The sequence below is a fragment of the Microcoleus sp. AR_TQ3_B6 genome, from assembly GCF_036702785.1.
Taxonomy (GTDB): domain Bacteria; phylum Cyanobacteriota; class Cyanobacteriia; order Cyanobacteriales; family Microcoleaceae; genus Microcoleus.
On the sequence record NZ_JAUBVJ010000004.1, the window covers coordinates 72,859 to 94,872 of the forward strand.

Genomic DNA, 22,014 nt, shown 5'->3' on the forward strand with positions numbered 1-22,014 from the left:
GTTATTGGCGAGTTTTTGGCTCTCGGCTGTCCCGCTTATGCCCCTGACCAAGAATTTCAAAGGTCGTACAAGCCCCCAGATTTATCCGTGGAATCAATCCAAAATCTAAAATCTAAAATCCTCAAGCCCCCGAATTTATCCGTGGGGTCAATCCAAAATCTAAAATCTAAAATCTAAAATCGAATGACGGGCCAGTACGCCTGCAGGTAGATACCGCCATCGGGTGAGGCAGAAATGATTCTTTACAAAGGACAATAGAGATTAAACCTGCTGGGTTCGCGATAGGTGCTGATTAAACCTAGCGAAGGAGACGGGCGCTTAAAAAACATCTGCAAAGTGGCTGATTTATGGAAGACAAAAAAATTCATATCCTCTTGGTAGAAGATGATGAGGTTGATGTGATGAACGTCCGGCGAGCGTTCAAAAAAAATAACATCGTCAACCCCCTCTACATTGCTGCAAACGGATTAGAAGCTCTAGCTATATTGCGTGGTGAAGGAAAAATTGAGCCTGCAATGCCTCAAGCGCGCCGGTTAATTCTCCTGGACTTGAATATGCCGAAAATGAGCGGGATCGAGTTTTTGCAAGAATTGCGACTGGATGAATGTTTGAGGTCGATTCCGGTGATCGTCCTCACCACTTCTAATGAAGATAGAGATAAAGTAAATGCTTATAATTTGAATGTAGCCGGCTATATTCTTAAACCTGTCACTTTTTCTAACTTCGTGGAAGTTATGGCTACCCTCAACAGATACTGGATGCTGAGCGAAATTCCCTAAATTAAGATAAAATTTAACAGAAAAAGTTTCAAGGTGGCTTTGGTGATTTTTCAGCGGTGCATTTATTTTAATTACTTTTTCTAGGATGCAGCTTTTTCGGAGTAATCCACAATTCTGTTGTTATGGACAAACTTATCAAAATTCTGATTGTTGATGACGATGCTGTCGATCGGATGGCGGTCAAACGCTCGCTAAAGTCTGCTGGCGTTTCGGTAGAAATTACTGAAGCAGAAGACTGCGCCGATGCCCTGGCAAAACTCTCGATCAGCAAAAATTCTACCCAGCCGATCGCGAAACTCTGCAAACAAAATAAATCTCAACATTTAAGGGAGGTTGAGGAGACAGAAAAGGGGCTGCTATTAAATCAGATATTTGAGTGCAAATTTGACTGCGTATTCCTCGACTACGGATTGCCGGACGGAGACGGACTGAGTTTGGTTCAAAATGTACGGGAAGCTGGGCTGAAAGTTCCCTTAATTGTGCTCACAGGTCAAGGCGACGAACAAATTGCTGTGGAATTGATGAAGGCTGGAGCTTCTGATTATATCGCTAAAAGCAAGCTTTCTCCCGAGAGTTTGTCCCGCAGTATGTACAATGCCATTCGCATTTACCGCGCCGAATCTCAGGCTTTTCATACCAGTCAAAAACTTAAGGAAAGTGAGGAACGGTACAGGTTAGTTTTAGAGGGAGTGAACGACGGAATTTGGGATTGGGATTTAAGTAAAAATGAGGTTTATTGGAACGATCGCCTTTTGGAAATTATCGGTTTGTCGCGAGATCAATTTGGCAGGACTATGGAAGCTCTCTACGACCGCCTGCACCCCGAGGACAAGGAGGGCATAGTCCGGGCGATCGCCGCTCATTTGGAACAAGAAATAGACTATAATGTAGAATTTCGCCTGCTGCACTCTTCCGGTTTTTACCGCTACTGCACTTCTCAGGGAAAAGCTCAGCGGAATTATCAGGGAGAACCGCTGCGGATGGCTGGTATGATTAGCGACATTACTGAGCGCAAACAGGCGGAATATGCTCTGGAAAGGGAACGGCAGCAACTGAGACAAATTATTACTTGCGTGCCTGTAGCAATGGCGATGTTCGATACACAAATGCGCTACATGGCTAACTCTAAAAAATGGGTTAGTCAATTTAATTTGAAGTTGCCCTCCCTCAACAATCTCAGCCATTACGAATTGTTTCCAGATACGCCGAATCGCTGGAAAGTAATGTACCAAGAAGCGCTCAAAGGTCAGGTAGTATCTGTGAGCGAAGATGCCTGGGAACGAGCAGACGGATCTGTTCTGTACCTGCGGTGGGCTGCTCACCCCTGGTACGGTCCCGACGAAAAAGTCGGGGGAATTGTGATGGTTGCCGACAAGATTAATGAGTTGGTGGAAGCGCGGGAAACAGCCTTAGAAGCCAGCCGGGTGAAGTCGCAATTCTTGGCGAACATGAGTCACGAAATTCGCACTCCGATGAATGGGGTTTTGGCAATGGCTCAATTGCTGCTGCGCGCTACTCTGGAACCGAAACAGCAGGAGTGCGCTCAGACTATTTACCGAAGTGCTGAACATTTGCTGAACGTTATTAATGATATCCTCGATTTCTCTAAGATTGAAGCTGGAGAAATGCGGCTGGAAAAGGCGGATTTTGATTTGGATAGCTGCGTTGAATCGGTGATAGAAATGATAGCGCATTTGGCAGAGGAAAAAGGTATAGAATTGAATATTTTAGTTGACAGTTCGGTGCCGAGAAAGTTGGTGGGCGACTCTGGCAGATTGAAGCAAGTTTTGCTGAATTTGGCGGGGAATGCCATAAAATTTACCGATCGCGGTCAAGTTCTAGTTCACGTAACTGTGAAACAGGGCAACCGACTGGCAGACGGCAGACCTGAAGCAAGATTGCTCTTTTCGGTGCGGGATACTGGCATTGGAATTTCCGCAGAAGGGCAAACCAAGCTGTTCCAATCTTTTTCTCAGGTAGACGATTCTCTTACTAGGCCTTACGGCGGAACGGGTTTGGGTTTGGCTATTTGCAAGCAGTTAGTGGACATGATGGGAGGCGAGATTGGGGTTCGCAGTTTGCTAGGCAGCGGTTCGACTTTTTGGTTTACTGTACCTTTGGAAAAACAGTTGCAAGTTGAGCCTCAAGAGCCCGAACTTGCAGGAAAGAAGCTGTTAGTAGTCTCTGGAAGCGCTTTGAGGAGGGCAGCAGTGCGATCGCTCGCTCAAAGTTGGGGTGCCCGCTGCGACGAGGCAGAAACTGCTGCTGAGGCTTTGAGTTGGTTGAACAAGGCCCAGGACGGGATTTCTCAGGATTCGGGGGAGGGGGAAAAAAGCTGCGATGCGGTGCTTGTGGACTTGCAGCTGCCAGAGTTGGATGCGGAGGAATTTGCGAGAAAAGTGCGATCGACCTCGGCAGTTGGCTCGTTAATCGCCATGACTGCTTTGCGGGAACAGCCGAAGGCGGAAGCGCTTTGCAGTCGGGGTTTTAACGGGTATGTGATCGAGCCGGTGCGGCCTAGCCGCCTGCTTGAGGCAATGCTGGCGCCGGTTAAGGGAACGGGACATTCTGGGACCTTGGAGGCTGCTAATACTTGCCAATTGCCAGCAGTTAAATCTCAATATGTTACTCCCAATTCGCCCTCATCTCTGAGAATTTTGCTGGCGGAAGACCACCCGATCAATCAGCAAGTTCTTGTCGAACAGTTGGCAGTTTTAGGCTATCAGGCTGACTGCGTGGTCAACGGTCAACAAGCGCTGGATTTGCTGGCCAAAAAAAGCTATGATTTAGTGCTGATGGACTGTCAAATGCCGGTACTTGACGGTTACAAAACGGCGCAAAAGTTGAGGGAAATCGAAGGAAGCGATCGCCATACTTTTGTGATGGCTTTAACTGCTCATGCTATGCCGGGGGAACGAGAAAAGTGTCTGGCGGCGGGGATGGACGATTATCTCAGCAAACCTGTAGATTTAGATGCCTTGGCCGCGGCGCTGAAAAAGTATGAAGCCCGGAATGTTCAGTGTGAAAATAAGGATGCAGTTAAAAGTATTAATTCGGAAAACAAATCTCAATTAGCAACAAATTATACAGAAGTTGGGGAAAAAGCGCAGGTTGTAGCTGTGCCGACACCAAGGGCGAGCACACTTCAAACTTGGGAACATAGAGACTGTGACGGACTGTTCGACAAGAGCAGATTAGAGCAACTCGGACGAGTTAATATTAAATTGCCCGAGCGACTATTGCAAGCTTTTGTGGCAGACGCGCAAACTGATGTGGCTGCTGCCAAAAGAGCCGTAGAAGCTAAAGATTGGCAAGCTGTGGAATATCAAGCACACCGTCTCAAGGGAACTTCTGCTAATGTGGGAGTTGCTCTGATGTCGGATTTGGCCACACAATTGGAGAATCAAGCGCGAGGCTTTCAATCTGAACCACCAGGGGTGGAGTTGTCAAAGATTGAGAGGGTTGAGAACATATTAGTGAGTTTGTCCCGTCATTTAGCTCGGGTTCAAGAATTTGTGGAAACTCGAATGTTTGGTTAATATCTTACTCGCTCGTAGTCGATATTAGTCTGCCCTTAAAATCGCCCTTACAAAAACGAAGTCCCTCTCTAAGAAACTAAGAAATAAAGGGGTACGGTACGGAGTATGCATCCTACATATAGAAATTATAGATAAATTTTGTTTGTTTCTTCACTCCGTGTCCTCTGCGTTCTCTGCGGTTAATTAAAAAAATAATTAATTTAGCTATGAATTACGATACCAGTACAAACACTATTTTAGATAGCGATTCATTAGAAAATGATGAAAAACTGCTAACGCCTTTGATGAGTTTTGCTCGGGAAGTTTTATTGTATGAAAACGAGGCTAGTTCTGACCAAGATACTGTAAAGGATGTGCCGTACTCACCCGAGGAAATGAATAATTTTTGTGTTGACAATCTGGTGGCAAAAGTGGCTCGCTGCTGTCGAGAAAGCAAGGTGGGGAAAAAATTACCTACGGCTTTTTACGTTCATGTTTCGGCTTTGCAAGCACTCAACCCAGTCCTCGGAATCTACGAAAATTGTGCCAGACGCCCTCTCGAAAATATTGATGAAGCAACTTTAGTTAAATTTTCACTCCATCAACCTAAAATATCTTATCTTTTTTACCCTGATTTTGACACAGATGCTCACCCTGCTTTGCAAACTAGCATCCAAATTAATCTGGAAACAGGGGAAGTTAAATATTTCGATTACAGCAACAGCGAAAATCCGCCGGTTTTGCACCGCAAGGAAACTTTTGTAGCTGCGGATTATCCCAATTACGAAAAGTTTGCTAGACTAACTCGCTGCGAGGAAAAGTGGGGACTGCTTGACAATACTAGCGTTATCGGCACTCGCGAGGGTTGGCTCAAATATTTGGGATATTGCGGTGTGGAAATTCAAGATCATGCTGTTGTCGAGCGTTTGAAACAAGACAATAGCGATCTTTCACTTCCTAAAATCGAGCGACACAAAGCTGCGATGGTACGCAACTCGCTTTCTAAACCTTTGCGTCTGGTTTTAGAAGCGGATTTAGCGCTCGACGGGGCGACTTTTTTTGATTACGGTTGCGGTTACGGCGGGGATATTAAATATATTGCACAAGAAGGTTATGCGGTTTCGGGTTGGGACCCATACTATCAGCCGGATACTCCCCGAATTTGTGCAGATATTGTGAATATTGGTTACGTGATTAATGTGATTGAATCTTTGGCGGAACGCCGAGAAGCTTTGCTGAATGCTTGGGGATTGACTAAAAAATTATTAGTTGTAGCGGCTCAGGTTTTGATTGACTCGCGCCAACAAGGTCAAATTGCTTACGGGGATGGGGTGATTACTTCTCGGAATACTTTTCAGAAGTATTACGAACAGGAAGAGTTAAAGATTTATATCGACCAAGTTTTGAGTGTTGATGCGATTCCTGTAGCTTTGGGGATTTATTTTGTATTTCGGGATGCAGCGGAGGGTGAAGGTTTTCGTGCTTCTCGGTTTCGATCGCGCTTATCGACTCCCAGAGTGCGATCGCAAGTTAAGCGGTTTGAGGATTATGCGGAGATGCTGGCTCCTTTGATGGCTTTTGTGAGCGATCGAGGCCGCCTTCCGGTTAAAGGCGAACTAGCGGAAGAATCGGCGATTAAGGAGGAATTTCACAGTTTTAATCGCGCTTGGAGGGTGATTTTGCAAGCAACGGATGCGGATGATTGGGAGAAAATCGCCGACAAGCGCCGCCAAGATTTGCTGGTATATCTCGCTCTCAACGGTTTGGGCGATCGGCCTTCAATCCGCCGGCTCCCGGCTCAAATCCGCAACGACATCAAAGGTTTGTTTGACAATTATCAAAAAGCTTGCACTTTGGCAGATTTAATGCTTTACAGTCTGAGCAAACCCGATATTGTGGCTGACTGCTGCGAAGATAGTGCGATCGGCTACAAACAGCACGGTTCCCTTTCAGTGCACGTCTCTGCATTAGAAGAACTTGACCCTTTGCTGCGGCTCTACGAAGGCTGCGCCAACCGCACGATTGGCAGGCTTGACGGCGCTACAATCATCAAATTTCACGCTCACAAACCTAAAATTTCCTATTTATTTTATCCCGATTTTGACACTAACCCGCATCCAGCCCTTCACACTTCTATGCACATAGATTTGCGCGACCTTTCTGTGAGCTATCAAGACTATTCTGATTTGTACAACCCGCCAATTTTAGTGAGGAAAGAAGCTTTTGTTACTGCTAGTTATCCCCATTACGAAAAGTTTGCAAAACTCACCCGCCAAGAAGAAAAGTTAGGGATTCTAGATCGTGGCGCAGTTAAGAAACATCGAGAATGGGTGAAGTGTTTGGAGGAAAATTGCGTTAAAATTAAGGATCATAAGTTGTTTTGGCGATCGAATTCTGACCCAGAAAAGTTGAAAATGCTGCAAAAAGCAGCGTCGGAACGCCAGCAGAAAAAAACTGAGCTGAATGCAGGAAAGATTGAACAAACCGCAGAGGGCACAGATGGCGCAGAGGAGGCGAAATAAGAGGGAACCGAAATAAATGGGAACCGTAGCGAAGATGCTCAGATATATTAAATTGAGTAGATAGGCTTGTTGCGCTCGCAAAGATACGCTACAATAGTGGGAGAATTTTATATTGCTAAAATTTCTATGATTTCCCAACAGACAGACTTGCAGATGCTGGAAAATCCCAATGTTTTATTAAAAGCTCTCAAAATTCAGTTCAAAGATTTCTGTGCAGAGCACTTCAAGCTCAAGGATATTGAAGGTATTTTTTCACGCTTCGGTTTTACTGTAAATCATGAGATTACCGTTTCAAATGAAACACGTCGTGGATTAGTTGATAAACTCTATAATTCAGGTGATTGGCAGAATGTAGACACAGTTCAAAAAATTTTTAAATTGCTTGAATATGTTCTACAACTGCACGACTTATCGCCTGAATCAAAGAGCCTTCTTTCATCTTTTTGTGAAGAACTTGGATTCGTGGTAGAAGATAATAAAATTACCTATATAGGCTCATTTTTTGGTGAAGACTTGTTTGCATATCAATTTCCTGCTGGAATGCCATTTGGAATTTTGAAGCCTGACTTTTCCATTACTGCTGAAAAGGAAAGACAAACATTAAAATATGAGCTACAGGATGGACTTGGATTATTGACAGAAAAGGTATACCCAAACTTTAGCTTTAGAATGCTAGAGGCATTTTACGGTCTTGATAATTCAACAAATGAAGTATTCAAGAAAGCTCTGAGAGACATGAATCAAACTCAATATGAAAAGGATTTTTTTTTAGCATATGCAAAAAGATTTGACATGGGAAATAAGGATGTACCTGTATTAATTCCTCAAGCGTGGATTCAATGGCACTCTCAACCTAAAAGAAATCTTCGTTCTATTGCGGGAACACATGGAGATGAACTTTATCGAGTTGATTTTGTAGCGTTTTGGAATAGTAAGAGATACGTGATTCTAGTAGCTGATATCAGCCACTATGCAGTAAAGCAGCAATCAATATGGCGCGCCGACGAACAATCCTATTCAAAGCGATTAAAGGAGGATAGAAAGCTACGCAGAGAAAATTGGCAAGTGTTTCGAGTCAGCAATTGGGAACTGCGAGATCAAGAAAAACTCCCAGGGATTCTGGAGGATTTGCGGAAATTTATTGGTTTCCAAGAATCATAAAATGCGTATATGCACTAACAATTCGGTTGCAGCCGACGTGCAAAGTCTTTGCGTCTAGATTTGAAAACGATCGTTTTTTGTGAATAACGTATTGACATTATAAATACATTTTATCTATACTAGGGAGCATGAATGTATACTTCGTGTTCAATGGCATTACCTTTGTATGGGATGACGGAAAAGCGCGGATCAATCCCATAAATCATGATGGGGTTACTTTTCAACAAGCTGCTGAAGTCTTCTTCGACCCATTTCTAGTTGTCGTTGATGCCAGCCGCAATGAGGAAGCGCGTGATGCTGTGATTGGACTAGATAGTCGGTGGAATCTACTTTATGTGGTTCACATTGAGCGTGAAGAGAATCTCATTCGGATTATTTCAGCACGTAAAGCAACTCGTCAGGAGAGGGCAGAGTATGAAGGTTGAAGCATTAAAGCAGAGATTAGACCGCAACCGTCCAATGACTAGCGTGACGATCCGTATGCCCGAAGATGTTGTGGAAGATCTAAAGAAAGTGGCACCATTGTTGGGTTTTTCGGGTTATCAGCCATTAATTCGTGCTTATATCGGTCAAGGTTTGCGCGTTGATTTAGAACGATTTGAGAGCGAGACAGTAACAGCCTTAGTAGCAAGTTTGAAGCGTCGAGGTGTCAGCGAAGCAGTGATTGATGAGGCATTAAACGAAGTCCTTCGTGCTGAGTCCTGTTAATTGTCTCTAGCCAGCAGCATCTCATATCAAATCCGTTGACATTGGAATTATTCATCTCTCTTTTCGGCAGACTCTGCGCCCTCTGCGCCCTCTGCGGTTAAATCATTCAGAAATCGGAATTGATACCATTACAAAAGTCACTGTCTCATAAACGCAGACGCAACCATCCTACTTTTGACGAAGCCGTTCGCCTTGGACAAGAATGGCGTAAGTCTGCTGAATAGCTCAATACCTGCACGGGGGCAAAAAATCCGGTTTCTGCGTGAATATTTCAAGGGATTATCCACGATTTTTGCTAGAAACCGGGTTTTTTAGGTTGATAGTGCGTAAGTCTTGTTAAGCAAACTTAATCTTCAAATAATCCTCCTCCATCTTCGCCCCCGAAGGTTGCAGCGCCGCTAAAGCTTGCGGCAACACCAAATTACGGCGGTGATTCCCAATCCGAACATTCAACTCATCTCCCGTTTTGCTCAACTGGATCTGATCCTTAGCAATTCCGGGCAAATACAGTTCAAGACTATATTGATTGTTTTCCTGGACGATCTTAATCGTATTTTCTTTGTAATAAACTTGACTTGGATCTTCGTCTTTGTAAAGCGTTTCTTTCAACCGTTCCAAAGCTGCCAAACCGCACATTTCTTCAGAATAAAGTGGCACCTCCTTAACTGGCAGCGGCAGGAAATCTGAGTGAATTTCCTGACGGTACTGCTCCTGGCTTTCTTTCCACCGTTTAAAAAATGGGTCAGTTACTTCTGCGGGAATAATTCGGTTAGCTACTACTAAATCAGTGGCTACATTGTACAAACTCAAATAGGCATGAGCGCGCAGAGACTCTTTAATTACCATTTTTTCGGGATTAGTAACTAACCTTACCGAAGTGACAGTATTGTCAGTTAAAACCTTTTCCAAAGCTTCGATTTGTTCGTAAAACTCGTAAGGTGCATCCATCACCTCTTTGTCTGGTAAAGAAAAACCCGCAATTGGTCTAAAAATAGGTTCAACTAAAGGTCTAAGAGCGGCTGATATGCCTTGCAGCGGCTTGTAAAATTTTCTCATGTACCAGCCGCCAACTTCCGGCAAACTGAGCAGTCTCAATGCAGTGCCAGTCGGAGCAGAATCGATAATTAAAACATCAAATTCGCCTTCGTCGTAATGGCGCTTCATTCGCACTAAACCGAAGATTTCATCCATTCCTGGCAAGATGGCTAATTCTTCAGCTTGCACCCCTTCGAGCCCCTGCGCTCGCAAGACTTGAGTAATGTAGCGCTTAACGGCTCCCCAATTGCCTTCTAATTCCCTGAGAGCGTCTAATTCTGCTCCCCACAAATTCGGTTTCACCAGCCGCGAATCGTGCCCGAGTTCCATATCGAAGCTGTCGGCTAAAGAGTGAGCGGGATCTGTGCTCAACACTAGGGTTTTGTATCCCAATTCGGCACACCGCAGCCCAGTCGCAGCGGCTACGGAGGTTTTGCCGACGCCGCCTTTTCCGGTCATTAATATTAAGCGCATTGATTGTTTAGCTCGCCTGAAAATAGTTTACTCCTATATTGTAACGTTATGTAACGAAAATTAATTTACTGGGGGAATTAATTGGGGCGATCGCCCACCGCTGAGCCCAGCACATTTCCCGCGAGCCAGGAAATTGCTGCCATGTCAAGATCAGTTAAAATTATTTATCTCAGATATCAATTGCGAGACCTAAAAATCCATCAGCGTTCATCTGTGTTTATCTGCTAATATCTGCGGTTTAAAAAGGGATCTCGCTCTTGAAACACTATTTTTTATTGCTAAAAAACCTAAGAACAATTGTCAAACATTAGTTTTCACGGGAAATACGAGTTGTTTGAGCACATCCAACCGCGAACAGTTCCAGTAATCGATGTGAGAAACAATTAAATCATCACTGTTGACTTTAAGTTCGCTCCTACCGGCGATCGCCATTTTCGGTTTCCAAGGTAGCGGTGCGATCCAGCTCAGAGTCCAGCGAGTTTCTATAGTATCTCCCGACTGGGAAATGTTGTGCAAGTCGAGTTTAATTTCTTTAAAAAAAGTCCCCATAAACCCGATCATTTGTTGGTAGCGTTCGACTCCTGTAAATCGATTCACTGGGTCTTCAAAATAAACCTCTTTTGCGTAAATGCTGTAAGTCTGATTTTCAGGAAATCGTTGATAATCGTGTTTGAGAATTTCAATAATATCCATTATGATTAGCTATTTGCCTTAAATCATTATAATATAGTTTATACTTGCTTGAGAAAAGGCGGACAACTTATGATCGACCTCTACACTTTTACCACACCGAACGGCCGCAAAGTCTCGATCATGCTCGAAGAAATAGGTTTACCCTACAGGGTGCACGTCATCGACATCACAAAAAACGAGCAATTTAGCCCAGAATTCATAGCCATCAACCCCAACAGCAAAATTCCGGCCATAGTCGATCGAGATAACGGCATCACCGTCTTCGAGTCAGGGGCCATCCTGATATATCTAGCGGAAAAAGCAGGCAGATTTCTGCCCACCGACAAACAAAAATACTTTCAAGTTATGGAGTGGCTGATGTTTCAAATGGCCAGCGTCGGCCCAATGTTTGGTCAGCTCAACCATTTCAAACGCTTTGCACCCGAACAAATTCCCTATGCCATTGGGCGCTACGAAAAAGAAACCTTGCGGCTCTACGGAGTATTAGACACTCAACTAGCAAAACACGAATACATCTGCGGCGACTATTCCATCGCCGACATTGCTACCTATCCGTGGGTTGCTATTTACGAATTTCAAGGATTAACCCTCGACAACCACCCCCACCTCAAACGTTGGGTAGAAACCTTGCAGAAGCGTCCCGCCGTTGAGCGCGGCATGGCAGTTGGCGCAAGTCCTAACTGAGAATTAAACTTGAGGAGCGGTCACAAGGTATTTGACTGTAGCTCAAAATCCGGTTTGACAGTGCCATGACTTGCTAACCATTGATAAACTTGCAGGATCTGCTGAGCTTTAACATCCCAGGAATAGTGATTCATGGCGTAATTGTGGGCTGCAAGGCCCAGCCGTGCAACACGATCGCGATCGGCGACCAGCTGTTCGAGTTCTGCGGTAAAATTTTTGACCAGTGTGTCTAAATTACCGAGAGGAACTTTAATCCCCCGATCGGGCCCTACCAGGGCACCGGGTCCGCCGTAGTCAACTACAACACAAGCCATACCGCAGGCCATTGCCTCAACCACAACGCCAGCACCCAGTTCGCGAATCGAGGGAAAAGCAAAAATCTCAGCTTGGCGCATCAATTCTCCCACTTCAGTTTGGTTTTTTTGACCTAAAAGTTTAACGCAGTTGCCTAAATTTTGTTCTGCGATTAATTGTTCTAGTCTAGGACGTTCGGGTCCGTCGCCAACAATCGCTAATTTATGCTGCTGCAAAATCGAACTGTTAGCGAAAGCGCGAATGACAACTTCTGGCAATTTATAGGGAACTAGCCTGCCGACAAACAGTACCGTCACTTGTTCGCTGCTAGAGCGTTCGGGCAGCTTAAACAATTCGGGATCGATGCCAACTTCGGCATAATTAATTGTCTTCGCTCTCGCTGAGGCTGGCAATTCTACGATCGTGTGATCGAATGCCGCCAAAATTCCTGCGGAACGTTCATAAGTAGAGCGGTAAAAAGGCATTAACCTGTAAGCATTTCGCACATACGTCAACCACTCGCGTTCCCGCTTCAACTCAGTTGTGAAAGCTTTCGGCCAAGGCAGCCCGCCGTTGAGAGGCCCTAGCAAAAAAGGAATAGGACTCCAAGCTGCCATAGGACTTGGCTGCGTGGGCGACATCGGGGTAATCCGGTGAACGACATCGAAATGCCCGCTTTGCAACTCTTGCTTGTAGCGCTGCCATACTTCCCATTCAAAGGCGAGATAGCTGAAATAACCCAGCGCTACCCTAATAGTCCAGGATTTTTCTGAGCCACCGGTAAGTAAATCAGATAGCTTTTGAATGGGAGCAGCAATATTTTCTGTATCTATATAAACTACTTTAGCGTTACCCATTCCGGCTCGATCGATATTTGGTTTATTCCTAATTTGAGTAACAACCGTAGCATTAACATAATGGCTGATCGCACGCCCAAATTTATATCCAACCACTGGTAAAGAAGGCCACTCAGGATTGCAAACATCCGCCAGAATCAAAACTCGCATTTTATCAATTTTCTCTGGGTTTTTCATAAAAATTCCAGTATCTGTACAATTTGTCATAATTCGCGATGATATATATAGGTTTAGGAGAACTTCCCTGCGGTTGCCCCCTTGCTTGCCTACCCTAAATAATTGTTACCGAGTGAGCATTGCTATGAGACTCAAGAACTTTATAACACCGCTATCCCTATTTTGGCAAGTGTACCAATACATAGAAGAGCGCGGTGTTGTTTTAAAGCTACTGCTGATTCAGGATTGGAATGATTTTCTTATCTGCTTCCATCACGCAATTTTTGGCGGACCGAGGAACTCAATCCGCGAAATGCTTAATAATTGCCTCCGCAAACTCTGAACACTTCAACTCCGGTACCGGGGGCTCCATCAACCTGGCCAAATCGTAGGTAACTTCACCGTTAGAAATTGCCGCTCCCAAACCCTTCTTAATCAAATCGGCAGCTTCCTGCCATCCCATGTATTCTAACATCATCACCCCGGACAAAATCAAAGAGCCAGGATTGACTTTATCTAAACCGGCGTGTTTCGGTGCAGTGCCGTGAGTTGCCTCAAAAACTGCACATTCATCACCAATATTCGCGCCGGGACCCATGCCCAATCCGCCGACAATTGCTGCCGCCGCATCGGACAAATAATCCCCGTTCAAATTCATGGTCGCCAAAATCGAATATTCGCCAGGTCGAGTTTGAATTTGTTGAAAAATACTATCAGCAATTCTGTCGTTGACCATAATTTTTTCTTTCCACTGACCGCTGCCGTGAGTGGCCCAAATTTCAAACAAAACGTCTGCGACTTCTTGACGAATTTTGGCTTGTTTTTCGGGAGTCAAAGCATCGTATCCCGGGTCTATTTGGCGGGCATTATCTTCTAAGCTAATGTCGGGATTTTGTTCTTTGTTGCCTAGAATCCAAGACTCTCTTTCAGTCACGCACCGATCGCGATATTCGGTAGTTGCTAGCTCGTAACCCCAATCTCGGAAAGCTCCTTCGGTGTATTTCATGATGTTGCCTTTGTGCACCAAAGTCACTTGCTGCTTGTCTTTCGGCAACCGCAAAGCGTGGGCGAGGGCGCGCCGCACTAAACGTTGAGAACCGCTTTTGCTAATTGGTTTAATTCCTATTCCCGAATCGAGACGAATTTGTTTTTTCCCGTGTTCTGGTGTTGCCGGAATTAACTCATTATTGAGTAATTCTATTAATTTGTTGCCGATTTCGCTGCCTTTGGGCCATTCAATTCCCAGGTAAATATCTTCTGTATTTTCCCGGTAAATAATTACGTCTAGCAGTTCAGGAGTTTTGTGCAGCGATGGTGTTCCAGCATAATATTTGCAGGGCCGCACGCAGGCGTAAAGGTCAAAGATTTGCCGCAAAGCTACGTTGAGCGATCGAATGCCGCCCCCGATTGGGGTTGTCAGCGGCCCTTTGATGGCGACTCCGTATTCTTTGATGGCGTCTAAGGAATCCTGCGGCAAATATTGGTAAGTACCGTAGACATCGCAAGCTTCGTCGCCTACATAAATCTTAAACCAGTTAATTTTCCGCTTGCCGCCGTAAGCTGTTTCTACCGCAGCATCCATGACTTTCTGGGATGCTGGCCACAAGTCCACACCGGTACCGTCACCGCGAATGAAGGGAATAATCGGGTCATCGGGGACGATCGGCGAACCATCTTTGAAAGTAATTTTAGAACCAGTTGTCGGGGCTACAATTTTTTCGTACATATCTTAACAGCGCGGATAGCAATGTTCCCTATTTTGCCACGATTATCTGCCTAAACCTCAACAAATCCTAAATATTTGTATAAATTTAAGTTTGATTTTGGGGCGTGAGGCTGGCCGTCACTGTGACTTTTGGGCGATCGTAAATTTCAAAGTAACTTTAAAAAAGTAGCAAAGATAGCAGAAGTTTCTATCAAATATGAATCTCTATCTTTCAGCCCTAATGTTGGGAAGATGCTGGAAGCGAGTCAGTGGATTTGAAATTTAAGATTTGAGTTTTGAGATTTACTCCACCGATTCATCTGGGACCTTGAACTCGGGTCTAAAACTTGGGGCCGCTCACGACTCCTCTAGGAAACTTGTATTCGTTTTTGGGCGGGTCAAAATGGTGATTTTCGCTGCAGATGAACGCGAAGCAACGCAGATTATTTTCACAAAATTTGGATTTATTTGCGATATTTTTCCTTCTGCATATTCTTTTTGACCACCCATAAAATAAACCAAATGACAATAGTCACCACAACTATTTTGGAAACCGGATCCAGATACTCCTCTACAAGTCGATAATTTTCCCCGAGTTTAAATCCGGCAAAAGTCAGGAAACTCACCCACAAAAGAGTGCCGCCTGTTGAGTAAAGTAAAAAAGGAATTAAAGGCATATTGTTGATGCCAGCGGGCAGGGAAATCAGGGTGCGAACTCCCGGTACGAGGCGACATAAAAACACGGCTTTGTTGCCGTGTCTGTTAAACCATCTATTCGCTTTGTCAATATCGGCGCCCGATACAGTGATCCACTTGCCGTATTTGTCGGCTAAATTCCTCAAGCGTTCTTCGCTCAATAATTTACCGGCATAGTACCAGGGAAGTGCCCCCAGAACTGTACCGATTACTCCTGCTGCGATCGCAGGTAAAAACTCCATTCCGCCCTTGAATACCGTGAATCCTGCCAGCGGCATAATCAATTCTGAGGGTATGGGCGGGAAAAGATTTTCTAAAAACATCAACAGCCCAATGCCGAGATAGCCCATCGACTGCATTGTGTTAGTTATCCATTCAACCATTTTGATTCAATAGGTAATATTTACTTTGTATTTTTCTCGTTTTTGCTCGTTCTCAGGCAGAGCCTGGGAAGGCATATGTAGAGGCTCTGCCTCGACTCCAAATACAGGAGGCAGAGCCTCGTGGTATTCATTCCCAGGCAGAACCCGGGAATGATAAACGAGAATATTCCCAGGCAGAGCCCGGGAACGAAAAACGATGATTAAGTGCCCGAAGTCCAAGAGTTTGTGTACTCAATTTGTTCGGCAGTCAAGGTATCAATGTAAATACCCATTGCTTCCAATTTTAGACGGGCAATTTCTTTGTCAACTTCCACGGGGATTGAGTGAATACCAGGCTCTAGTTTGCCTTTGTTCGTAACTAGATATTCGCAGGCTAAAGCTTGGTTAGCAAAGCTCATATCCATCACGGCGCTGGGGTGTCCTTCGGCTGCTGCCAAGTTGATCAAACGACCTTCGCCCAACACAATAACCGACTTGCCATTATTGAGGTGATATTCTTGAGTGAAAGACCGGACTGTTTTCACGTCGGTGCTTTTTGCGCCGAGGGATTTGAGGTCAATCTCAATGTCGAAGTGACCGGAATTGCAAACAATTGCGCCGTCTTTCATGGTCTCGAAATGTTCGGCACGAATGACGTGTTTGTTGCCGGTAACGGTAATGAATACATCTCCGACTGTTGCTGCTTCGTCCATCGGCATGACGCGGAAACCGTCCATCACTGCTTCGATCGCCCGAATCGGATCGATTTCGGTGACAATTACGTTAGCGCCCATGCCGCGGGCCCGTAGTGCCGTGCCTTTGCCGCACCAACCGTAACCGGCAACCACAATATTTTTACCGGCTAACAAAATATTGGTAGCGCGGATAATGCCGTCTAGGGTAGATTGACCGGTGCCGTAGCGGTTGTCGAAGAAGTGCTTGGTGTCGGCGTCGTTGACGTTCATTGCGGGGAAAGTCAGCACGCCATCTTTCAACATTGCCCGCAGGCGGACGATGCCTGTGGTAGTTTCTTCGGTAGTTCCGATTAAGTCGGAAATTTGGTTCGGGCGGTGCTGGATCAGGGCCGCTACCACGTCGCTGCCGTCGTCGATGATAATATTGGGGCGGTGGTCTAGGGCTGTGTAGACGTGACGTTCGTAGGTAGCCGCGTCTTCTCCTTTGAGGGCGAAGACGGAAATGCCGTAGTCTTCAACTAAGCAAGCCGCTACGTCATCTTGAGTGCTCAAGGGGTTGCTGGCGATCAGTACGGCGTCCCCACCCCCGAGTTTGATGGCGATAGCCAAATGAGCGGTTTCTGTGGTTACGTGGCAGCAAGCAGCCAAGCGAATGCCAGCGAAAGGCTTTTCTTTAGCGAAGCGTTCTTGAATTTGCCGCAAAACGGGCATTTCCCGGCCGGCCCACTCGATGCGTTGCTTTCCCAACGGGGCGAGGGACAAGTCTTTGACTTCGTGTTTAATCTTGACGGGTGTAGCAACCATGTATGTTATTTCTGAGAAATTATCAAACTTTGTTAGTTTTAGCAGATTAAGTCATCGGCGGGCAAGTGCTGTGATTTTACTCGATCGGGGGCCTTCGCGGTGCTAATCTTAAATTTAGATTGTGTTCGACCAATTTGCGAACGAGTCGATGGACTTACCCGCACAGTGAGAGTAAAACATTCTTGTCGGGCGATCGAGCTCAATCTTTTGTGTTAGCGTGGCCTTTTGGAATTATTTGACCTAAAAGTGAGACGCAAGCCCCGAGCTACCGACATGGGGATAAGCCGATTGGTGCCTTTAGCCACAGTAAAAGGGAAGAGCGGCATGGTAAAATAGGACTGTGCTAATTAAGTAGGAATAACATAAGAGCGCATAGAAATATCCTAGAGGGCGAGCAATGCCGGCAACGGACTAATCCGACTTGAGTCGCAATAGTTAAAGGGCAAATAATGGCAGAGTACGGATCGTTCAATCTTTAAAAATGAAGGAAGGAATAAAGTATACGATCCGGGAGAACGAGAGTTCTTTGAGTGAGTAGAGGGATATTTGAATTTCTCCTTGTCGCCTTGAAGGTGGGCAAGAATCCCCCGGCTTTAGAGGTGGGGAGGTTCAAACTCTGGCGTTGCTGATTTACGGTATGAAAGGCTAAATATGCCAGTCATAGAAACCAGTACCCACAAAGCTTCTGGATTTTCAACTTATTTTTTTCATACCCTGATTAAGCAACGCCCAAACTCTCACTTGGGCCGCTGGCAGTTCGAGCGCCTCCGTGATGGCGTTCCCGGCTTTGGGTTTGGGAGATATCATCGGTTTGTTAGGAGTGGTTTCAGTAGCTATTTGTTTCGCATTCCAAGACATCTTCAAAAACTTTTTAGCGGGAATATTGCTGCTGTTGCACGAACCGTTTCTATTGGCCGATCAGATATTTGTAGAAGGCTTTGAAGCTACTGTTGAAAAGATTTCGATGCGTTAAACTCAAATTTTGACCGCTCGGGGAGAGCGAGGTCTCGTGCCGAATGCGATCGTATTTAGGGCTGGCAGAATAAGTTATGGAAAACCAAAAGCAGGACCGATGGCTAATTCAAGCAGAGTTAAAGATCAGTTTTGGCAGCAGCGAGTTGCCCCACTTATAATTTTTGACGATCGTCAACCCAAAAACAAGTGTTGTTTTCCCCGAGCGGCATAAAAACCCACAAAAAAACCGGCGCAGCCTGGTAGAAAGGTTCATGACTAAAAAAAAAGCAATAGCAATAGAGGTTTGTGAAGTATTATCAAGTTTTGCCATCACGCGATCGAGATTAAATCTGCGTTTACATTACCCAAACTTTCTGACAAATTGCATTCCTCATCCTCTCCAAGGTGGCTCACTGCTCCTAATTCCTCTTTCTTGACACTAGACGCGGTTTTTTCTTGTCCTATAGATCCGAGCGGCATGAACTGACTCTGAATAGTATCCCGTGAAAGCATTCCGAGGCTTCTATTTGTGCTTTTAGGTCTCCTGATTCGTTAAAATTATCCCAGCTCATCCGGTCTAAAAATACATATCCCGATCGAGCAAACCGCGCTCTTGTTTAACTCCAAACTCTACGGTTTTTCCGGCTTTTCCTCGCGACATAGGAACGGATGTGGGGTTGGCTTAAACTTACTATTTTATCCTCTATGCTCTTTTTTTTATTTTCAAAAAATTCCTGCTCTTGGTGATAGACTCCGGCGACGAATAGTAGGGGTTTATATTGCTTTTTATTCACACTTTATCGGGTGGCACTTAACTCTAGTAGCTGTTCAATATGAGCTAAGTTTCTTTTGATATATTAGAGTTGTTGGTGAATCAATTTTATTCTTTTGTTTCGGGAGTATAGTCTTTGTTTTGCTACTACTAAGTAGTCAATTATTGCTAGATTAATGCCGATTCTTATTTTTTTATGAAATTTCGCTTTTCTATTTTTATAGAGGATGTCTATAAATTTTTCGGCGTCAAGTCTGGCAAGGTTTAATAGTCCTAACTCGGTGGGATAGCGGTGGCTATGCTGGGGCGCAGGTCGCATCTATAATGAATTTTTCTCGATAGTGTGACTCATTTGTTGCGTCCGAATCCTTTTTTTGGTTGGCATGCGGTGATTTCGGACATTTTATTCACCATTCGTTCGTTCACTTTATTAATTAGGTTCGCACTGAAACGCCTGTCGAAAGTGAACAGCGGGGTGATGGGTCAAATGCGAGTTCATTACTTTAGGTTGATTGACCGATAAAGTATTGCTGATAGGGGTTTTCCCGGATTTGTTATACTGTTTCTTGCTGAGACCATTTCTAATTTTTCCTTAATGATGAATGCCCCTAACGCCATCCTAAATGATGAAAGCTGGTGCACCGATTTCTGTGGGGAAGTTTTCAGCATATTCTGATTCAAATTCTGGCCACGGTATTACTGGGGCCATCTTTAGCCAACGGTTATCTGCTGACAACTTCCCTCCAAAAGGCAGTTCAAAGTCGGAGGGTGAGGGGGAGCAAGCTCAGATTTTCTGTACACCGCGCGCGGTGATGCAAGGGTTCCGAAGCTGTTTTAGCTGTTTTTCTTACACTCGTACACCTTTTTTTGCTCAGACCACCCATAGAGTGTTTAATTGAACAACTGATTCAGCAATCGCTATTTACCAATTCAGTGCGGGTACTCACAGCCATGGCACACAGGCGAACAGACCTGCCTTTAATTTTAGCGTCCGATACCGACCTTCCCTAGCAATTTAAACCTTGGTTGTAACTGCTCACCGCAACTGCGTTGCGGTATCGCAAATACAGCCATCAATGGTGATGACCCCACTTGCTAGTTTGGTAGCAGAGAGGAATTTTCCACAGGAAAAATAGAGACCCAGGTGAAATCAGTCGCATCACCAGCCAGAAATTAAGCGTTCAGTTGAACTGTAAGCCAGGAGGGCTGCGACCAGCCAAACACAGTAATTGATAAAGTTGAGCGATAGCTTCTGCTCCTTGCAATCGGACTGTTTCGAGAAAGCTAAACATTTGAGCTACTAATTGACCACCCCAATCACTGCGCGCTCCTCCTGTTACTTTCCGATGCACGACTACCGGGCGTAAAGCTCTTTCGGCATCATTATTGTCAGGTTTAACTTCTGGATAATTTAAAAAAGTAAACCACTCTGTCCAATAACGTTGAATCCGCTTGGCTAATCGTTGGGCATCGGCAGGCCAACCGTTAATCGGCGCATCAGTCAAGATCTTAAGCAATTTGGCTTCCAGTACCAAACGTTCTGCTGCCATCGCTTCCCGACTCAATTGACCAACATGATACTGGCGATATCGGGTTCTGGCAGTAGCTAAAATTTCTCCGACTGCCTCAGCTAATAGCTGATTGCCCTCAAAACGACTCAGTTTTAGTGCTTCCAAATCTCGTTCTAGGTGGGTTAAACATTTCTGTTTTGCTGCTGCCGACTGGGGGTTGTAAGCACTGAAACAATCACTGCTGAGAATACCTTCAAAGTTTTCTCCCCATAACTGTTTGAGTTGAGCACTGCTACGAGTCGGAGCTAATAGTAGTACGCAAACCCGATCGCTGCTGGCTACCCACAACCAATACTTGATCCCATCGATACAGTATGTGGTTTCATCAACGCAACGCACACCAGGCTGTTGCACGTAAGTCAGCCACTGCTGATAAATTGGCTGCAAACAATCGATAAAGTAGCGCTGCATTTTGGCTAAACTGCCTTGAGACATCGGTACTCCCAACACGTGTTCCACAAAATATTCTTGTTTTCTCCAGGGTAAGTTACCCCCATATCCCAACCAACCAACCACGCTACATAACCTGCCGCCGTAGCTAAATCCTTCTCTTACTCCTGGCGGTAATTGAGAGTATCCTGACCAACCGCAATCGGCGCACTGGCACAAGGGGCGACGGTATTCTCTGATTTCTACTGGTTGCTCTACCAATTCGGCCACTTGTTGGACTTTCCGGGGCGCTGCTCGAGCTGGTTCTACTGTGGCATGACACATCGGGCAGGTTTCTAGTGCCAGCTCTACGATCTTGTCAGGCTCACCAAATCCATTGCGGGTCTTTCCAGGATGGTTATATTTGGGACCGCGTTTTTTTGCTTTTTTCCGCTTGCTTTTGTCGCTGGGTTTTTTGAGTTGGTCTGCTGATGGGGGGAGCGAACTGTTTGATGAGGTGCGGTTTTTCAGCTTGGAGAGCGCTTCTTTTAACTGTTCAATCTCTTGTTGCTGTGCTTCAATCAGGCGTTGTTGCTCTTTGAGCTGCTGTTGTTGCTTCAACAACCACTCTCCAATCATCAGCACTGTTGCCGCCATCTGTCGAGCGCAGGCGACGGTGGTTTCGGCTGGTGAACTTATCGCTGTGGCAGTTGTGACCATGAGAGTAATATACTCTAATCTTTCCCTGTTTGGCCATCGAAACCGAAAGTACACTTACTCCCTGTTCGATCGCGCAGCATTCTGACGCTTACTCATTGGTCTCTTTTGCAATACCGCAACGCAGTTGCGGTGAGCAGTTACCCTTGGTTAAAGCTATTTCCGAAGTCGAAGGCGTTTTTTCGTAACCAACTCCAGAAGTTGATACTTTAGGCCTTAACGATGGTTCTTTGCATCTTATTGTTCGCTATTGGACGCTGCCGCAACCACAGGTGCGACGGACAAAAACCAGGGCTGTGGTGGCGATTAAAGTAGCCTGCGTCCGGGCAGAGATGAAAATTCGTCAACCCGTACCTGTGACTTTGTACTCACGAACACTTGACCGTGAGTGAGTTTTGAATTTTGAGTTGGGAGAGGGGAAGAGTGGGAGAGTGGGAGAGTGGGAGAGTGGGAGAGTGGGAGAGTGGGAGAGGGGAAGAGGGGAAGAG

At 45.3% G+C, this 22,014-nt stretch carries 15 protein-coding genes and 1 pseudogene; 8 read left to right on the forward strand and 8 right to left on the reverse strand.

All coding sequences use genetic code 11. From position 1 onward, the window contains the following. The first annotated feature begins 347 nt into the window (after positions 1–347). From QUB56_RS03565 to QUB56_RS03590, 6 genes are all read left to right on the forward strand, one after another. A complete protein-coding gene (locus QUB56_RS03565) occupies positions 348–779 on the forward strand; it encodes a response regulator (RefSeq protein ID WP_332953224.1) in 432 nt (143 codons plus the stop codon). A 122-nt stretch (positions 780–901) separates the two neighbouring features. Then, positions 902–4,318 carry a response regulator gene (locus tag QUB56_RS03570; protein ID WP_332953226.1) on the forward strand — a complete coding sequence of 1,139 codons (3,417 nt, stop codon included), beginning with the start codon at positions 902–904 and terminating at the stop codon, positions 4,316–4,318. A gap of 206 nt (positions 4,319–4,524) precedes the next feature. Then, on the forward strand, positions 4,525–6,819 hold the full coding sequence (locus tag QUB56_RS03575) for a DNA phosphorothioation-associated putative methyltransferase (protein WP_332953228.1): 2,295 nt from the start codon (positions 4,525–4,527) through the stop codon (positions 6,817–6,819). Positions 6,820–6,915: 96 nt separating this feature from the next. Then, positions 6,916–7,980 (forward strand): hypothetical protein, encoded by a 1,065-nt coding sequence (locus tag QUB56_RS03580; RefSeq protein ID WP_332953230.1) that lies wholly within the window; start codon positions 6,916–6,918, stop codon positions 7,978–7,980. 128 nt (positions 7,981–8,108) lie between these two features. Further along, positions 8,109–8,405, forward strand: a complete 297-nt coding sequence (locus QUB56_RS03585) for a BrnT family toxin (protein WP_332953231.1) — start codon at positions 8,109–8,111, stop codon at positions 8,403–8,405. After that, positions 8,395–8,688: a hypothetical protein gene (locus tag QUB56_RS03590; RefSeq protein WP_332953233.1), complete on the forward strand. Its 294-nt coding sequence runs from the start codon at positions 8,395–8,397 to the stop codon at positions 8,686–8,688. The genes QUB56_RS03585 and QUB56_RS03590 overlap by 11 nt, the downstream gene beginning before the upstream one ends. Positions 8,689–9,024: 336 nt before the next feature. Here QUB56_RS03590 and QUB56_RS03595 read toward each other — a convergent pair whose 3' ends face one another. Both QUB56_RS03595 and QUB56_RS03600 read right to left on the reverse strand, forming a co-directional pair. After that, positions 9,025–10,197 (reverse strand): TRC40/GET3/ArsA family transport-energizing ATPase, encoded by a 1,173-nt coding sequence (locus tag QUB56_RS03595; RefSeq protein WP_332953235.1) that lies wholly within the window; start codon positions 10,195–10,197, stop codon positions 9,025–9,027. A 300-nt stretch (positions 10,198–10,497) separates the two neighbouring features. Then, positions 10,498–10,890 carry a DUF2358 domain-containing protein gene (locus QUB56_RS03600; RefSeq protein ID WP_332953238.1) on the reverse strand — a complete coding sequence of 131 codons (393 nt, stop codon included), beginning with the start codon at positions 10,888–10,890 and terminating at the stop codon, positions 10,498–10,500. Positions 10,891–10,959: 69 nt separating this feature from the next. Here QUB56_RS03600 and QUB56_RS03605 point away from each other — a divergent pair, with 69 nt between their 5' ends. Then, positions 10,960–11,574, forward strand: coding sequence for a glutathione S-transferase N-terminal domain-containing protein (locus QUB56_RS03605; RefSeq protein WP_332953239.1), 615 nt, complete (start codon positions 10,960–10,962; stop codon positions 11,572–11,574). A gap of 20 nt (positions 11,575–11,594) precedes the next feature. Here QUB56_RS03605 and QUB56_RS03610 read toward each other — a convergent pair whose 3' ends face one another. The 4 genes from QUB56_RS03610 to ahcY all read right to left on the reverse strand — a co-directional run bounded on the left by QUB56_RS03610 (position 11,595) and on the right by ahcY (position 17,143). Further along, the gene (locus QUB56_RS03610) at positions 11,595–12,932 is read right to left on the reverse strand and encodes a glycosyltransferase family 4 protein (protein ID WP_332953240.1); all 1,338 of its coding nucleotides are present in this window, start codon (positions 12,930–12,932) and stop codon (positions 11,595–11,597) included. 250 nt (positions 12,933–13,182) lie between these two features. Further along, positions 13,183–14,607, reverse strand: coding sequence for an NADP-dependent isocitrate dehydrogenase (locus QUB56_RS03615; protein WP_332953241.1), 1,425 nt, complete (start codon positions 14,605–14,607; stop codon positions 13,183–13,185). A 443-nt stretch (positions 14,608–15,050) separates the two neighbouring features. Continuing rightward, positions 15,051–15,665 (reverse strand): DedA family protein, encoded by a 615-nt coding sequence (locus tag QUB56_RS03620; protein WP_332953243.1) that lies wholly within the window; start codon positions 15,663–15,665, stop codon positions 15,051–15,053. Positions 15,666–15,865: 200 nt separating this feature from the next. Beyond that, entirely contained in the window at positions 15,866–17,143 is a 1,278-nt protein-coding gene (ahcY, locus tag QUB56_RS03625; protein WP_332953244.1) for an adenosylhomocysteinase, read from the reverse strand. A 772-nt stretch (positions 17,144–17,915) separates the two neighbouring features. Here ahcY and QUB56_RS03630 point away from each other — a divergent pair. Then, a complete protein-coding gene (locus QUB56_RS03630) occupies positions 17,916–18,116 on the forward strand; it encodes a mechanosensitive ion channel domain-containing protein (RefSeq protein ID WP_332953245.1) in 201 nt (66 codons plus the stop codon). Between the two features lie 108 nt (positions 18,117–18,224). Here QUB56_RS03630 and QUB56_RS37100 read toward each other — a convergent pair. Continuing rightward, positions 18,225–19,670: pseudogene (locus QUB56_RS37100) on the reverse strand (IS5 family transposase). A gap of 380 nt (positions 19,671–20,050) precedes the next feature. After that, complete coding sequence (gene tnpC, locus QUB56_RS03645; RefSeq protein WP_332953250.1) at positions 20,051–21,529, reverse strand: IS66 family transposase; 1,479 nt, start codon at positions 21,527–21,529, stop codon at positions 20,051–20,053. Positions 21,530–22,014: the final 485 nt, after the last annotated feature.

Excerpts from the sequence above, each read along its gene's own strand:
- QUB56_RS03565 (WP_332953224.1), top strand. The coding sequence starts at position 348 with ATGGAAGACAAAAAAATTCATATCCTCTTGGTAGAAGATGATGAGGTT.
- QUB56_RS03570 (WP_332953226.1), top strand. The coding sequence starts at position 902 with ATGGACAAACTTATCAAAATTCTGATTGTTGATGACGATGCTGTCGAT.
- QUB56_RS03575 (WP_332953228.1), top strand. The coding sequence starts at position 4,525 with ATGAATTACGATACCAGTACAAACACTATTTTAGATAGCGATTCATTA.
- QUB56_RS03585 (WP_332953231.1), top strand. The coding sequence starts at position 8,109 with ATGAATGTATACTTCGTGTTCAATGGCATTACCTTTGTATGGGATGAC.
- QUB56_RS03590 (WP_332953233.1), top strand. The coding sequence starts at position 8,395 with ATGAAGGTTGAAGCATTAAAGCAGAGATTAGACCGCAACCGTCCAATG.
- QUB56_RS03595 (WP_332953235.1), bottom strand. The coding sequence starts at position 10,197 with ATGCGCTTAATATTAATGACCGGAAAAGGCGGCGTCGGCAAAACCTCC.
- QUB56_RS03600 (WP_332953238.1), bottom strand. The coding sequence starts at position 10,890 with ATGGATATTATTGAAATTCTCAAACACGATTATCAACGATTTCCTGAA.
- QUB56_RS03605 (WP_332953239.1), top strand. The coding sequence starts at position 10,960 with ATGATCGACCTCTACACTTTTACCACACCGAACGGCCGCAAAGTCTCG.
- QUB56_RS03610 (WP_332953240.1), bottom strand. The coding sequence starts at position 12,932 with ATGACAAATTGTACAGATACTGGAATTTTTATGAAAAACCCAGAGAAA.
- QUB56_RS03615 (WP_332953241.1), bottom strand. The coding sequence starts at position 14,607 with ATGTACGAAAAAATTGTAGCCCCGACAACTGGTTCTAAAATTACTTTC.
- QUB56_RS03620 (WP_332953243.1), bottom strand. The coding sequence starts at position 15,665 with ATGGTTGAATGGATAACTAACACAATGCAGTCGATGGGCTATCTCGGC.
- ahcY (WP_332953244.1), bottom strand. The coding sequence starts at position 17,143 with ATGGTTGCTACACCCGTCAAGATTAAACACGAAGTCAAAGACTTGTCC.
- QUB56_RS03630 (WP_332953245.1), top strand. The coding sequence starts at position 17,916 with ATGGCGTTCCCGGCTTTGGGTTTGGGAGATATCATCGGTTTGTTAGGA.
- tnpC (WP_332953250.1), bottom strand. The coding sequence starts at position 21,529 with ATGGTCACAACTGCCACAGCGATAAGTTCACCAGCCGAAACCACCGTC.